The 14559-nt window shown below is 34.2% G+C and carries 11 protein-coding genes; 3 read left to right on the forward strand and 8 right to left on the reverse strand.

The window, feature by feature from the left end:
- Positions 1 to 35: 35 nt before the first annotated feature.
- From AABL85_RS04735 to tyrS, 4 genes are all read right to left on the reverse strand, one after another.
- Complete coding sequence (locus tag AABL85_RS04735) at positions 36 to 692, reverse strand: response regulator transcription factor (RefSeq protein ID WP_341309339.1); 657 nt, start codon at positions 690 to 692, stop codon at positions 36 to 38.
- A gap of 189 nt (positions 693 to 881) precedes the next feature.
- Positions 882 to 2411, reverse strand: a complete 1530-nt coding sequence (locus tag AABL85_RS04740; RefSeq protein WP_341309340.1) for a RagB/SusD family nutrient uptake outer membrane protein — start codon at positions 2409 to 2411, stop codon at positions 882 to 884.
- A gap of 15 nt (positions 2412 to 2426) precedes the next feature.
- Positions 2427 to 5525 carry a TonB-dependent receptor gene (locus AABL85_RS04745; RefSeq protein ID WP_341309341.1) on the reverse strand — a complete coding sequence of 1033 codons (3099 nt, stop codon included), beginning with the start codon at positions 5523 to 5525 and terminating at the stop codon, positions 2427 to 2429.
- A 766-nt stretch (positions 5526 to 6291) separates the two neighbouring features.
- Entirely contained in the window at positions 6292 to 7584 is a 1293-nt protein-coding gene (gene tyrS, locus AABL85_RS04750; RefSeq protein ID WP_341309342.1) for a tyrosine--tRNA ligase, read from the reverse strand.
- Positions 7585 to 7766: 182 nt separating this feature from the next.
- Here tyrS and AABL85_RS04755 point away from each other — a divergent pair, with 182 nt between their 5' ends.
- Positions 7767 to 8765: an NAD-dependent epimerase/dehydratase family protein gene (locus AABL85_RS04755; RefSeq protein WP_286414253.1), complete on the forward strand. Its 999-nt coding sequence runs from the start codon at positions 7767 to 7769 to the stop codon at positions 8763 to 8765.
- Here AABL85_RS04755 and AABL85_RS04760 read toward each other — a convergent pair.
- From AABL85_RS04760 to AABL85_RS04770, 3 genes are read right to left on the reverse strand one after another with little or no spacing between them, the layout of a single operon-like run.
- Entirely contained in the window at positions 8698 to 9138 is a 441-nt protein-coding gene (locus AABL85_RS04760; RefSeq protein ID WP_286414251.1) for a DUF4296 domain-containing protein, read from the reverse strand. The genes AABL85_RS04755 and AABL85_RS04760 overlap by 68 nt on opposite strands.
- A 14-nt stretch (positions 9139 to 9152) precedes the next feature.
- Positions 9153 to 10490: a dihydroorotase gene (locus tag AABL85_RS04765; protein WP_341309343.1), complete on the reverse strand. Its 1338-nt coding sequence runs from the start codon at positions 10488 to 10490 to the stop codon at positions 9153 to 9155.
- The gene (locus AABL85_RS04770) at positions 10490 to 11212 is read right to left on the reverse strand and encodes a polyprenol monophosphomannose synthase (protein WP_341309344.1); all 723 of its coding nucleotides are present in this window, start codon (positions 11210 to 11212) and stop codon (positions 10490 to 10492) included. Before AABL85_RS04770 ends, AABL85_RS04765 begins: the two co-directional genes overlap by 1 nt.
- Positions 11213 to 11316: 104 nt before the next feature.
- Here AABL85_RS04770 and AABL85_RS04775 point away from each other — a divergent pair, with 104 nt between their 5' ends.
- Complete coding sequence (locus tag AABL85_RS04775) at positions 11317 to 11991, forward strand: DUF4271 domain-containing protein (protein ID WP_286414245.1); 675 nt, start codon at positions 11317 to 11319, stop codon at positions 11989 to 11991.
- A gap of 14 nt (positions 11992 to 12005) precedes the next feature.
- Positions 12006 to 12749 carry a uroporphyrinogen-III synthase gene (locus AABL85_RS04780; RefSeq protein WP_006259704.1) on the forward strand — a complete coding sequence of 248 codons (744 nt, stop codon included), beginning with the start codon at positions 12006 to 12008 and terminating at the stop codon, positions 12747 to 12749.
- Positions 12750 to 12889: 140 nt separating this feature from the next.
- Here AABL85_RS04780 and pckA read toward each other — a convergent pair whose 3' ends face one another.
- The gene (pckA, locus tag AABL85_RS04785; protein ID WP_286414243.1) at positions 12890 to 14503 is read right to left on the reverse strand and encodes a phosphoenolpyruvate carboxykinase (ATP); all 1614 of its coding nucleotides are present in this window, start codon (positions 14501 to 14503) and stop codon (positions 12890 to 12892) included.
- Between the last annotated feature and the right edge of the window lie 56 nt (positions 14504 to 14559).

Genomic DNA, 14559 nt, shown 5'->3' on the forward strand with positions numbered 1-14559 from the left:
AAACTGCTATTAAGCAGTTTTTTTTATCTCTATCATTAGATATAATACTCATTTACAGTAATAATACCTGCTCTAATAGCATATCGCGTTGCATCATACACATTGCTAACACCAAGTTTTTTAAATATATTCTTGCGATGTGTTATCACTGTATGAGCACTAATATTTCTGTCTGCAGCTATCTCCTTAGTCATTTTTCCAGAAGCTATTTCTTTTAGTATCTCACGCTCAGCATTAGTAAGTACCTGCTCTACTTTCAGAATACTATCTTGATGCTCTTCCAACTTCTTCATTATCCAAGGTGCTAGATAAGTCTCCTTAGAAATAGTCTTATAGATCCCCTCCTTGATATGTTCTAGTTTATCATTTTGGAAAACAATATTAAAAGCAGAAATTCGATTAGACAAAAACTGTTTTAGCCATTGCTCGTTTAGTTCACTAAAAAACAACAACCACTGTGACTTCTCATTTTGTTCTCGCAACAATAGCAACAACTCCGTTTGCTTCTCCAAACACTTACTAAAAGGATCTACAATGATGACTGCATAAGGATATTTCAAAAGATAGCTTTTTAAACCTGTCAAATCATCAATCTCAGCAATACTTACCTCTCCTGAGCAAATCTCTCTAATAAGCCCCTGCAAGGCGTAACGCGTTATTTCTTGACTTTCTACTACCCCTATATTTAACATCCTTATCTCCTTAAGTTAACACTTTCTCTAACCTATTACTAGAACAGAGTATTTTTATTAATATTCTACTACAAAAATACATAACTTTTTATAGTATTTATACAATACAAAATTGCTTATATCCACTATAAAAAATGGAGCTTTCAAATATTATGAAAACTCCATTTTTAGCTAACTAATTAATTCATTTTATAGATGCGGATTCTCATTTATTTCAGAATCCGTAATACGATATAAATAATACTTACTATTCGGAAGAAAACTACTTTGATCTGGAAAGTTCAACACATGATGCCCATTGGCAAGCAAATTCACTGTAACATTACTTACTGTACCATCTGTATTTGTCACTTCATAAGTAAAAAGTACTTTCGTCCCTGTAGGTATAGCTTTTCGCTCCACTGCCTTTTGATTTCTAACAATATCGACAAGAGCAAAACCTTCTCCAAACAACTCTTTACGACGCTCTAAATAAATAGCTTCTAAAAGATCTTTACCTGCTAATCCATTAACTACTTTTGCTCCTCTAGCAGTCTTTAATTGATTTAGTTTTACAATAGCATCTCCATCTCCTAAGTGAGCCTTAGCTTCTGCATTAATTAAATATACTTCTGAAGTACGCATTAATACAATATCTGCTATTTGTCCTGCCTTAAACTTAAATTTAGCATAACGCATATACGCCGCATCATTGTCTTTAGGCGCTCTATTAGAAGGATTAGGAGCCCAATAAATCATACTTTTTCTATAATCACCATCGTCAAATAAATCTTTAAAATGAGGATCCGCATTAAAGCTGTAATAATAACTATCAGGCGAAGTAGTATCTAGATAATGGAATTGATAAGAAGCATTACTTTGTTCAGGAGTTTGTAAATGCCCCCAAATCCACTCTACATTACTTGCATCATTAAATCCACTCTTATAATCACTCTCACTCATTAATCTATCACTATTTTCTAAAGCTAAATCCGAATACTTCTTTGCTTGTTCCCAATTACGAGCATATAGATGAACTCTTGATAACAATCCCAAAACTACTTGTTGGTCAATTTTAAATTTGTCAGAACCTCTCTTGTATGTATTTAGATCAGGGATCAGACTATACGAATCCTCTAAATCTTTAATAGATTGGTTATACAATTCTTTAACAGAAGCTAATGGCCTTGGTTCTGTACTAGCAGTCGTAGGAGTTAGATAAATAGGTGCAGTCTTAGCCTCTGGATCATAATCTATCGCAAAGGCGTAACTAGATGCTAAATGTAGATACATAAACCCACGCAAAGCCAGTGCTTGACCTTTTATTCGTTTTTTATCAGCTGGTGTTCCCTCTGACACATCTATCTTATCAATAATATTATTCATATTATCAATAACTTTATAGGTCATGATCCAGCTTAGGCTATTCGTACCGCCTTTACCATAAATAGCAGAAAATTTATAATGACTAGCAAATCCGTAATTTCCATTTAACACAGCATCATTACCCATTGCATCACTAGCTCTTAAAAAAGAACCATAACCAGGATTAGCATAACTATTAAAAGTTTCCATTAAATAAACCCACGAACCGATCCACACCTTTTCATTTCCTGCAGTTGTTTTAAACACTTTTGTATCTTCCAAAGCTGTTGTAGGTGAAGTATCCAAATCACATGATACTAAAGTTCCTGATATTAACACAGCTCCCAATATATATTTTATAAATCTACGTTTCATAATCTATTCGTTTTTTTAAAGTTTAACATTTAATCCAAAAGAAACTACTTTCATAGCAGGATATCTGTAATAAGTAGTCCCATCAAATGTCTGTTCAGGATCCATACCTTGTTCTTTTGTCCATGTAAACAAATTCTCTGCTTGGAAGAATATGCTTGCTGAACCTAAGTTAATTTTTCTCAACCACTCTTTAGGAAGATTATAGGTCAATGTCAAATTCTTAAGTTTTAAGAAAGAACGATCAACTAAGAAACGATCTGATTGACTAGTCCATGAACTACCAGGGCTAGTAGTTAATCTTGCAATATCTGTATCTGTATTCTCAGGAGTCCATCTTCCCATCATATCCGCACTCCATGTATTTCCATTACCTGCCTGTCTATATAAGCTGGTTTTATCACCATTATAAATTTTCCCTCCTATAGTATAAGAGAAATTAGCAGATAGAGTCCAATCTTTATATGTCACTTCTGTTAAAAAACCTCCTGTAACATCAGGCAAAGAATTTCCTTTATATACTTTATCCTTACTTCCAAGAGATGAATAGTCTTCTGTTATAGTTTTGCTACCATCTTCATTTTGCACATACCACTGTCCATTTCCATTTACTGGATTAACACCAGCCCATTCTACTAAATAAAAATCATATACAGAACCATATTGAATCCACTTTTTAGTACCATTCCACATTTCCTCTGATGGTAAAGAAGTGATTTTATTCTTATAAGTAGTCAAGTTAGCACCTAAATGAATCTTCCAATCTTCAGTAACTAATGGATATCCGTCAACTGTGAATTCCCATCCATAGTTCTTAACACCACCGATATTCGTCTGTAAAGATGTAAATCCTAATGATGGCGCTAATTGTCTAGAAAACAATAAATCTTTTGATTTTCGCTCAAAATATTCAATTGTACCATTTAATCTATTATTAAATAAACCAAAGTCAAAACCAATATTTAAGTTTAAATTCGTTTCCCAAGATAATTCTGGTGTTGCTAAACGTGAACTAATAACTCCTGAATTACCATTGTAGTTTTTGATATCATACAGTGCTTGGAAAGCATATAAATTACCAATATTATCATTCCCTTGTGCACCATAACTTGCCTTTACTAATAAGTTAGATAACCAAGTATCACGGTATTTAGACATAAAGTCTTCATCTACTAGTCTCCATGAAGCACCTACTGACCAGAAATCACCCCATCTATTATCAGGATGAAAACGAGATGACCCATCACGACGATAAGATGCTGATAAGAAATATTTCTTATCATACGAATAATTAGCACTACCAAAGAAACTCAACATTCTATATTCATCTGAATTTCCATAAAAAGACACTAAACGAGAAGCTGCATCTGGTTCTTCAAAACCAACAGTAATAATTTGCTGACGTACACCTCCGAAATTAGAATAGTCATTCTGAAAATATTCTTGCCCAGCCATTAATGACAATGTGTTTTTATCATCAATATCTAAGTCATAATTAAGGACATTATTAAAAGTAAGTGCTACTCTTCTTCCATTTGCTTTTGACACAGATCCACCTGTTGACGCACCTGGCCCTACCTCTGGATTAGTAACATTATGACTATTCACACTACTATAATCAACGTTCAAAGACGTCTTAAACTTTAAGTTATCTAAAATTTTAGCTTGCGCATAAGTTCTAAATGTAGCTACATCTCTTTTTACTTGAGACTTATCTAGAGGCATAGTAGCAGCTAAATTATATTTTGCATATGAAGTAGTTCTATATAATCCAAAATCATATATTCTTTCTCCTGTCTCTGGATCTCTCAGATACTCACCTGTATTAAGATCTCTTTCATAAACAGGATAAAAAGAAGGAAGCCCTCTTGCAAATCCGATTACATTAGATATAGCACTATCATCTTGTTTAGGTGCGTCTTGAATAGAGTGAGAAGCAGAAACATTCATTCCTAATTCTAACCAATCTTTAGCATCTACAACAATATTAGATCTTAAATTAAATCTCTTAAAACCAGATTCTATTACATACCCTTGGTCATTTAAGAATCCACCAGATACATAGTATCTAGATTTATCTCCACCACCACTAACACGTAAGTTTATATCAGTAAATCTCGCATTCTGACTCAATGCATCATTCCAGTCGTCATCCCATAAAGGCTTTAACCCTGGTAACAACTTACCATCTGTACCAACTGGCTTTGCATTTGCTAATCCGTAAGGATTTATTCCAATAGAATTCACTAATTGATTAGTAGCTTCTAAAGCAGCATCTGCTGCATTCATTTTTCTACTATCCATATATCCGTTACGCAATGCCTCCCACTGCAACTCCATATACTGATTAGTGCTTAATTGTTTATAATCACTACGCGCTCTAGAAGAGAATCCATGTTTAGCAGATATCTCGATTTGAGGTGCCTCTCCTTTTCTTCCTTTCTTAGTCGTAATCATCACTACCCCATTCGCAGCACGAGACCCATATAAGGTTGCCGCAGTAGCATCTTTTAACACCGTAATAGACTCTATATCTGAAGCTGCAATAGCATTAAGCCCACCTTCATAAGGTACTCCATCAACCACAAAAAGAGGATTACTACTTGCATTAATAGACCCTACTCCTCGAATACGAATAGTTGCCTCAGACCCTGGTTGCCCACTTGCAGAGAAAGATTGAAGACCAGCTACCGTACCTTCTAATGCTTTAGTAACATTACTTACTTGTGCATTTTCTATTGCTTTAGCTTGAACAACTCCTACAGAACCTGTATATGTATTTTTATTTGCTGTACCATAAGGTACTGTTATCACTACTTCACTTAATTCACTTGACTCATCATCAAGCTTTACATTTAAAATACTCTGACCCTTATAAGTAATATTTTGTGATTTATATCCAATAAATGAGAAGACTAAGACCTGTCCTTCATTGACTTTGATGGAATATTTCCCATCTAAATCTGTCATTGTACCTTCTTCACTTCCTTGAATCAAAACACTAACGCCTGGTAACGTTCCATTAGCATCCGTAACATTTCCTGTCACGAGCTTTTCTTGTGCATGCAGGCTAAGGAATCCTACAAACACAAACAAGATTGTGTAAATTTTTTGCATAAAATTTTTGTTAAATAAAAAGATTAGATCTTTATATGGTTTTTTGATTTGTCTGAAATATATAAATAAATATGACATTATATGACATAAATAAGACAAATATTAAAAAAATATTCATATCGAACTAAATCAACATGAAACAAAATGTTAAAAAAGATGATTCTAAATACAGCAACACATGCACATCATAGAAGATGAGCTAGAAGAAAAGAAATCAGTAAATCTAAAAGTACGAGTGTCAAGTTCTCGCTTTTGTTGAATTGATTGCATAATATTTAGGTTATATAATTTTTTCTTATCAGTGAAAAAAGCAAAGTAGGGAAACCCTTATATGTAATTATTTTCTTACAAAACAAACAATAATTATACACAACAGATTAAGGATATAGCACTCCCTACTTTTGTAATACAAAGGTATTTCAACACCTTATTTTATGAAATACCATGTATATGGTATATTTTAATTCTCTCTTATAATTCTAAAAGAAGGAATACTCTATAACCACACTATACCACTGAATAACCAATCTTTTAATTAGAGCCAAAAACCTTGTAAGTACAAGGAGGGAATACTCCTTTTTTTTTCAAAAAAAGCGACTGGTCGCATAGTTATCGCATAGTGATGGCATAGTGCTCGCATAATTTTATGCTTATTTTATGCGATCACTATGGAATCAGTATCCTATTATCTAATGACCATATCAATTATAGATCAAAAAAAAGGGCTCTCATTACTGAGAGCCCTTATATAAGTGTACTTATAATCTTACTTTACATGTAAAACAAAGTAATTTTTCTTTCCTTTTTGTAATAATACAAATTGATTATTAATCAGATCTTTTGTAGTTATTACATAGTCTTCAGCCACTTTCTCTTTGTTCACAGAGATAGAGTTAGCTTGTAGCGAACGACGAGCATCACCATTAGAAGATGCCAAGTCAGAGTTAGCTGCTAATGCATCTACAATATTTAATCCTGCCTCGATATCAGCCTTTGCAACTTCTGATTGTCCAACTCCATCGAATACTTCTAAGAAAGTCTTCTCATCTAATTGTTTTAAATCTTCTGTAGAAGAGTTACCGAATAAGATATTAGATGCTTTGATAGCATTGTCTAACTGCTCTTGACCGTGTACCATAATCGTTACTTCTTCTGCTAGACGACGCTGTAACACACGTAAATGTGGAGCCTCAGCATGTTCTTTCACTAATGCTTCAATGTCTTCTCTAGAGATGAATGTAAAGATCTTGATATAACGCTCTGCATCAGCATCAGCCACGTTTAACCAATATTGGTAGAATTTATATGGAGATGTGTACTCTGCAGACAACCAAATATTACCCCCTTCTGACTTACCAAATTTAGTTCCGTCAGCTTTAGTAATCAATGGACAAGTAAGCGCATACGCTTTCTCGCTAATTGTTCTACGGATTAACTCTGTACCAGTAGTGATATTTCCCCATTGGTCAGATCCTCCCATTTGTAATGTAATATTATTCTCTTTGTATAAATGCAAAAAGTCATATCCTTGCATTAACTGATAACAGAACTCTGTAAAAGACATTCCATCTTGGAACTCACCGTTTAGACGTTTCTTTACAGAATCTTTCGCCATCATATAGTTCACCGTGATATGCTTACCTACTGTACGGATAAACTCTAAGAAAGAGAAATCCTTCATCCAGTCATAGTTATTTACTAACACAGCAGCATTCTCAGCACCTGAATTAAAATCTAAGAAACGACTTAATTGTTCTTTAATTGCGTTTTGATTATGACGTAAAGCTTCTTCGTCTAATAAGTTTCTTTCATTAGACTTTCCTGAAGGGTCACCTACCATACCAGTAGCACCTCCCACAAGAGCATAAGGTTTATGTCCAGCTAATTGAAAGTGTTTCAATAGCATTACTCCTACTAAATGTCCAATATGCAATGAATCGGCTGTTGGGTCAATTCCCACATACGCAGCACGCATTTGCTCCAACAAATGTTCTTCAGTGCCTGGCATTACGTCGTGGAGCATTCCTCTCCAAGTCACTTCTTCAATAAAATTCTTCATTTAAATAAATTTTACACAAAGATAGCTCAAAACCTTAGCTTATGGAATAAAAATTCTCAAACACTGCATTTTTATAGGTTTTCTACATTTATCCTTTAAGAACTAATAATAGGGGCGTTAGAATTCAACTTTATTTCATAATTTTTCACTATGTAAAACATATAACTTACTTTTGTCTAAATATGATACTAGTAACAGGAGGTACAGGCTTAGTAGGCGCGCATTTATTATTACATCTTCTTCAGTCAGAAGGTGCAGTCCGTGCTATTTACAGAAATGAGGATAGTATTAAAAAAACGAAGAACCTCTTTATTTTAAACAATCAAGAAGCTCTATTCTTAAAAATAGAATGGGTTAAAGCTGATCTAATAGATGTACCTGCCTTAGAAAAAGCCTTTGTAGGAGTTGACTATGTGTATCACTGTGCAGCTCTAGTCTCTTTTGAACCTAAAGATGAAAAAAAACTTCGCAAGACCAATATAGAAGGTACCGCTAATATCGTGAACCTATCTATCGCGTTTAATGTAAAAAAACTGTGCTATGTAAGTTCTATCGCTGCCTTAGGCGAAACGCTAGCCAAAGATAAAATCATTACAGAAAAGACAGATTGGAACCCTGAGCTCTATCATGGAGACTATGCCATCACTAAATATGGAGCCGAAATGGAAGTATGGAGAGGTACACAAGAAGGACTAGATGTAGTCATCGTCAATCCTGGTATAGTATTCGGACGTGGCTTCGGTTATGAAGGTAGTGGGGCATTCTTCCAAAAAGTAAAGAAGGATTTTCCTTTCTACACTACAGGTATTGCTGGAATCGTAGGAGTAAATGATGTCGTAAAAGCTATGCGTCTGCTCATGATCAGTAATGTCAGAAACGAGAGATTTGCATTAGTCTCTAATAATATTACTTACCAAGAGCTAATCAATCATATTGCAGACTTAATGGGTAAGAAACATCCTAGTATCCATGTGTCGCGTACATCAAGTCTATTCGCATGGAAGTTAGACAACCTCGTATCTATGATAACGAGAAAAAAAAGAAGCTTTACACGATCAATCGCGCAAGCTTCTCATTCTTCTTATATTTATGACTGTACAAAAATTAAAAACACTATTGAATTTGATTTCGAAGACTATCGTTCTTTTCTTGGTCCGATTGTACAGTATCATCAAGCTTAATTTCTTCTTTATTTAACTCCTCTTGGGATTTAGATAATAAGGAGTCTGCTACTACTTTAGCAGCTTCTAGACGACTTAGAATATTATTTTGTATAGTGTGATACACACCACCTCCCAGCTCTACATAATATCTATTATTCGACACAAAAGTAAGACTGTCTATATCATACTTCTTAAAGACAGCATTAACGTTAAGTCTTTTTAGAGTATCTTCTCTGCTATACGCACTTACACTTTCTATAGAGTATAACAATGCCATATCATACAAAATATCTTCCATCTTTTGTTGTTCTATAAATGGAGACGGTTTTACTACATCACTCTTACATGACATAAGTATAAACACAGCTAATATTGCTAAGTATTTGTTCATCTATTCTCTTAATTTTATCTTACGAATAATAATCGTTGTCCTTTATGTTCTTCTTTAACCTTGTCATTCTCATAAGCTAAGAATCCATTTACAAAAGTATGTGTAATTTTAGAACTAAATTTCTCTCCTTCGAATGGAGACCAACCACATTTATATAAAATATTATCTTTATTTACTTCCCAGTCATGATTCACGTCTACGATAGCTATATCAGCATGATACCCCTCTTTTACATAACCGCGTTTCTCTACTTGAAATAAAATAGCAGGGTTGTGTGCTGTTTTTTCTACGATCTTTTCTATACTAATTTTGCCTTGTTTAGAAGCTTCGAATAACGAAACTAAAGCATGCTGTACCAATGGTCCTCCAGACGGAGCAGAAGAATAAACCTTGCTCTTCTCTTCTAAGGTATGAGGTGCATGATCAGTAGCGATAACATCAATTCTATCATCTAGTAATGCCTTCCAAAGACCATCTCTATCAGCTTCTGTTTTAACAGCAGGATTCCACTTGATAAAATTACCTTTTTTATCATAATCTTTATCCGTGAACCACAAGTGATGAACACATACCTCTGCTGTAATCTTTTTATCCTTCAGTGGAATATCATTTCTGAACAGCTCTGTCTCTTTAGCTGTAGAAAGGTGGAATACATGTAATCTAGCTCCTGTTTTCTTTGCTAATTCTATTGCTTTAGAAGAAGATAAATAACAAGCCTCTTCACTTCGAATAATCGGGTGATACTTCACAGGGATATCTTCTCCGAATTCTTCTTTATACTTCGCTAAGTTAGCTTTAATCGTTCCTTCGTCTTCTGCGTGTACAGCGATAAGCATAGAAGTACTCGAAAAGATTTTTTCTAATACATCTTGTCTATCTACTAACATATTTCCAGTCGATGAACCTAAGAAAAGCTTAATCCCCGCTACATTGCGTGGATTCGTTTTTAGCAGTTCTTCTAAGTTATCATTTGTTCCGCCCATCATAAATGAATAGTTGGCAAACGATTTAGTAGCAGCAATCTGATACTTCTGTTCTAACAATTCTTGAGTTACCGCATTAGGCACTGTATTAGGTTGTTCTATAAAAGAAGTAATCCCTCCAGCAATAGCTGCTCTAGACTCAGATTCTATATCTCCTTTATGAGTCAATCCAGGTTCTCTAAAATGCACTTGATCATCTATCATACCAGGGATAACATAATTCCCTTTTGCATCGACAATAGTTACATCATTAGAAACTTCGATATTAGAAGCTACTTTAGCAATAAAGCCATTCTCGATCAGCACATCTGCTTCTACAATAGTCCCTTCATTTACGACTTTTCCGTTTTTAATTAAATAGTGTGTCATTATAGTGTGTTTAGTAGTTTACGTATACGTAGATTAATAACGCCAAAAACAGCTTCTTTGATAATTCCTCCAGACATTTTAGACTCTCCCCTAGTTCTATCTGTAAAAATAATAGGTACTTCAGTAATCGAAAAATTCTTCACATAAGTGCGATACTTCATTTCTATCTGAAAAGCATACCCAACAAAACGAACTTTCTCAAAGTCAAAACTCTCTAATACTTTACGCGAAAAACAGACAAAGCCAGCTGTAGTATCTTTAATATTCATCCCTGTAATCATTCTAACATAGATAGAAGCTCCATAGGATAGCAAGACACGATTTAAAGGCCAGTTTACAACATTTACTCCTGTCACATATCTAGAACCTATAGCTAAGCCTTGATTCGCTTTACAAGCCTCTAAAAGTTTAGGAAGGTCGTTGGGATTATGAGAAAAATCTGCATCCATTTCAAAAACATAGTCATAGTCACGAGCCAGAGCCCATTTAAAACCATGTACATAAGCTGTTCCTAGACCATTCTTACCTTCTCTCTTCTCTAAAAACAAAGATTCTGGATACTTCTTTTGCAACTCTTCAACTGCAACTGCAGTACCATCAGGGGAATTATCATCAACAATCAGAACATGAAAATGCTGAGGCAATGCCATGACAGCATCGATAATCAATTCTATATTTTCAATTTCATTATATGTTGGTATAATGACAAGTCCTGACTCCATTTTTTAAAACGTTTGCCACAAAAATAACCTTTTTCTAGAAAGTTATCACTTAAATAAAATACAAAGTCAATCTAAAAGGTTTTTTTGCTAATTTTGCAGATATTATGGAGAATCTAATACTTATCGAGCGTGTACTCCCTAGTAAAGATTGGGCAACAGTCCTATTCTTTATCGGATTCTCTATTATTGCAGTTAACCGTACTATCTTTGGAGTCCGATTTTCTGAATTTACAAAATTAGCTGCCTCTAATAAGTATTTAAAAATCTATAAGGATAATACAAACTTAAGAAACAGTTTTACTTTATCTTTTTTACTTGTACAGCTTTTATCTATTACTTTCTTTATACAAATCACTTTAAAGGCTTTCGAATTACTACCAGATTACAATTTTGGTTCGTTCTTAATGATTTTAAACTTTGTAACAACGTTTATCATCGGAAAGTATTTAATAGATAAGATTATATCAACAACATTTGGTATAGACGAATTTTCGGATGCGTTAAATCTACAAAAAGCTACCTATCGAAATTATATAGGAATGTTACTGTTAGCAGTAGACGTTCTTTTATTCTACAACAATATAACCAACAAACTTATAATTGGATTCATGTTGATTGCATTAATCGCAACAAATATCCTTTTATACGTTCTTTTTATAAAAAACAACCAAAAATCAATAATAAATAAGGTGTTCTATTTTATTTTGTATCTTTGCACCCTTGAAATAGCTCCTTATCTATTATTATATTTCTGGTTAAAAGATTACGGAGCATTATAAGAAAAAGTACAATTATGAAAGTGAAAACAATTTTGGTTTCTCAACCAGAGCCTAAAGTAGAAAACTCACCTTACTTCGAATTAGAGCAGAAATTCAAAGTAAAAATTGACTTTAGACCCTTCATCCACGTAGAAGGTGTACCAGCCAAAGAGGTAAGACACCAAAAGATTGATTTAAACAATTACACTGCTATTATTCTAACTAGTAAGAACTCTGTAGACCACTTTTTCCGCGTAGCAGAAGAAATGAGATATAAAGTTCCTGAAACACTTAAGTACTTCTGCCAATCAGAGGCAGTAGCATATTATTTGCAAAAATATGTGGTGTATCGCAAAAGAAAAATCTATGTAGGTCAAAAAGACTTTGCAGAATTAGCTCCTTTGATTAAGAAGTATAAAGACGAGACTTTCTTACTTCCTGCTTCAGATCAGTTAAATCACGATGTTCCAACTACCTTAAATGATTTAAAAGTAAATTGGACTCCTGGTACATTCTATCGCACTGTTATGAGTGATCTATCAGACCTAGCAGATGTTAAGTATGATGTTTTAGCTTTCTTTAGCCCTACTGGTATTAAATCTCTATTCAAAAACTTCCCTGACTTTAGTCAAGATAACACTAGAATAGCTGTATTTGGAACTACAACACAGAAAGAAGCTTTAGACAATAACTTAAGAGTAGACATTATGGCTCCTGCACCAGGAACACCGTCTATGACTATGGCTTTAGAAAAATACATTCAACAAGTAAATAAATAATATCCTATTTATATTATAAAAAAACCACCTCTTAGATAGGTGGTTTTTTTATACCTTTAAAATAAAAGCACATAACTCAATTAAGGATAAAAAAAAGGAGATGACTATGTCATCTCCTTTTTATATAGTTATAGATTATATTATAATTGAGGTCCAGCAGCTACTAGAGCTTTACCTTCTTCATTATTAGAATATAATTTAAAGTTTTCTACGAATAATCCAGCTAATTCTTTTGCTTTCTCTTCCCATTCAGAAGCTTCAGCATACGTATTACGAGGATCTAAAATATTTGTATCTACTCCTTCTAAAGCTGTTGGTACAGCGAAGTTATAGATAGGTACAATAGTAGTCTCAGCATTCTCGATAGAACCATCTAAGATACGATCAATGATAGCTCTAGTATCCTTAATAGAGATACGCTTACCAGTACCATTCCATCCTGTGTTTACCATATAAGCAGTAGCATTGTGCTCTTCCATTTTCTTCACTAGCTCCTCACCGTATTGAGTTGGGTGTAGAGATAAGAAAGCTTTACCGAAACAAGCAGAGAACGTAGGCTCTGGCTTAGTTACTCCACGCTCAGTACCAGCTAACTTAGCAGTAAATCCTGATAAGAAGTAGTATTTAGTTTGCTCTGGAGTTAACTTAGAAACTGGAGGCATTACACCAAAAGCATCTGCAGTTAAGAAGATTACTTTAGTAGCATGTCCAGCTTTAGACACAGGCTTAACAATATTCTCGATATGTTCGATTGGGTAAGATACACGTGTATTTTGTGTTACAGAACCATCGTTAAAGTCTATAACACCATTAGCATCAACAGTAACGTTCTCTAATAAAGCATCACGACGGATAGCACCATAGATATCTGGCTCATTCTCTTTGCTCAAGCTGATTGTCTTAGCGTAGCAACCTCCTTCGAAGTTAAATACACCTTCGTCATCCCATCCGTGCTCATCGTCTCCGATTAACTCACGTTTTGGGTCAGTTGATAAAGTTGTTTTACCTGTACCTGATAATCCGAAGAATACAGCTACGTCACCATCTTTACCTTTGTTAGCAGAACAGTGCATAGCAGCCATTCCTTGAAGAGGTAAGTAGTAGTTCATCATTGCGAACATACCTTTTTTCATCTCACCACCGTACCAAGTACCACCGATAACTTGAATTTTCTCAGTCAAGTTGAACGCGATATAAACCTCAGAGTTTAATCCGTAATCTTTATAATCTTTAAAAGTAGTTTTAGAACCGTTCATTACTACGAAGTCTGGCTCACCGAAGTTAGCTAACTCTTCTGCAGTAGGACGGATAAACATATTAGTTACGAAGTGCGCTTGCCACGCTACTTCCATAATAAATCTAACTTTTAAACGAGTATTCTCGTTAGCTCCACAAAATGCATCAACAACGAATAATCTTTTACCAGATAACTGATTAACAGTATTCTCTTTTAAAGCATTCCAAGTTCTGTTGTCGATTGGTTTGTTGTCATTTGGAGATTCTGGTGAATTCCACCATACTGTATTTTCTGTAACTGAATCTTTAACGATGTATTTATCTTTAGGAGAACGTCCTGTAAACTCTCCAGTCATTACGTTAACTGCACCTAGCTCAGTTACAACTCCTTTATCATACCCTGTCAAGTTAGGGTTAGTTTCTTCTTTATATAAAACGTCGTACGAAGGATTATAAATTACCTCTACAACATCTTTAATACCATATTTTTCCAGTGAAATTGATTCAGAAATATCCATTTTCATTATTTAGGTTGTGTATTAATTTGTTTGCAAACTTAGAAATAAATTTAAAA

The organism is Myroides odoratimimus, from assembly GCF_038039805.1.
Lineage (GTDB): Bacteria > Bacteroidota > Bacteroidia > Flavobacteriales > Flavobacteriaceae > Flavobacterium > Flavobacterium odoratimimum_B.

What these genes read in the sequence shown, in the direction of transcription:
- AABL85_RS04745 (WP_341309341.1), bottom strand. Translation starts at nt 5,525, where the DNA reads ATGCAAAAAATTTACACAATCTTGTTTGTGTTTGTAGGATTCCTTAGC.
- AABL85_RS04765 (WP_341309343.1), bottom strand. Translation starts at nt 10,490, where the DNA reads ATGACACACTATTTAATTAAAAACGGAAAAGTCGTAAATGAAGGGACT.
- AABL85_RS04755 (WP_286414253.1), top strand. Translation starts at nt 7,767, where the DNA reads ATGATACTAGTAACAGGAGGTACAGGCTTAGTAGGCGCGCATTTATTA.
- AABL85_RS04770 (WP_341309344.1), bottom strand. Translation starts at nt 11,212, where the DNA reads ATGGAGTCAGGACTTGTCATTATACCAACATATAATGAAATTGAAAAT.
- AABL85_RS04780 (WP_006259704.1), top strand. Translation starts at nt 12,006, where the DNA reads ATGAAAGTGAAAACAATTTTGGTTTCTCAACCAGAGCCTAAAGTAGAA.
- AABL85_RS04740 (WP_341309340.1), bottom strand. Translation starts at nt 2,411, where the DNA reads ATGAAACGTAGATTTATAAAATATATATTGGGAGCTGTGTTAATATCA.
- pckA (WP_286414243.1), bottom strand. Translation starts at nt 14,503, where the DNA reads ATGGATATTTCTGAATCAATTTCACTGGAAAAATATGGTATTAAAGAT.
- AABL85_RS04735 (WP_341309339.1), bottom strand. Translation starts at nt 692, where the DNA reads ATGTTAAATATAGGGGTAGTAGAAAGTCAAGAAATAACGCGTTACGCC.
- AABL85_RS04760 (WP_286414251.1), bottom strand. Translation starts at nt 9,138, where the DNA reads ATGAACAAATACTTAGCAATATTAGCTGTGTTTATACTTATGTCATGT.
- AABL85_RS04775 (WP_286414245.1), top strand. Translation starts at nt 11,317, where the DNA reads ATGGAGAATCTAATACTTATCGAGCGTGTACTCCCTAGTAAAGATTGG.
- tyrS (WP_341309342.1), bottom strand. Translation starts at nt 7,584, where the DNA reads ATGAAGAATTTTATTGAAGAAGTGACTTGGAGAGGAATGCTCCACGAC.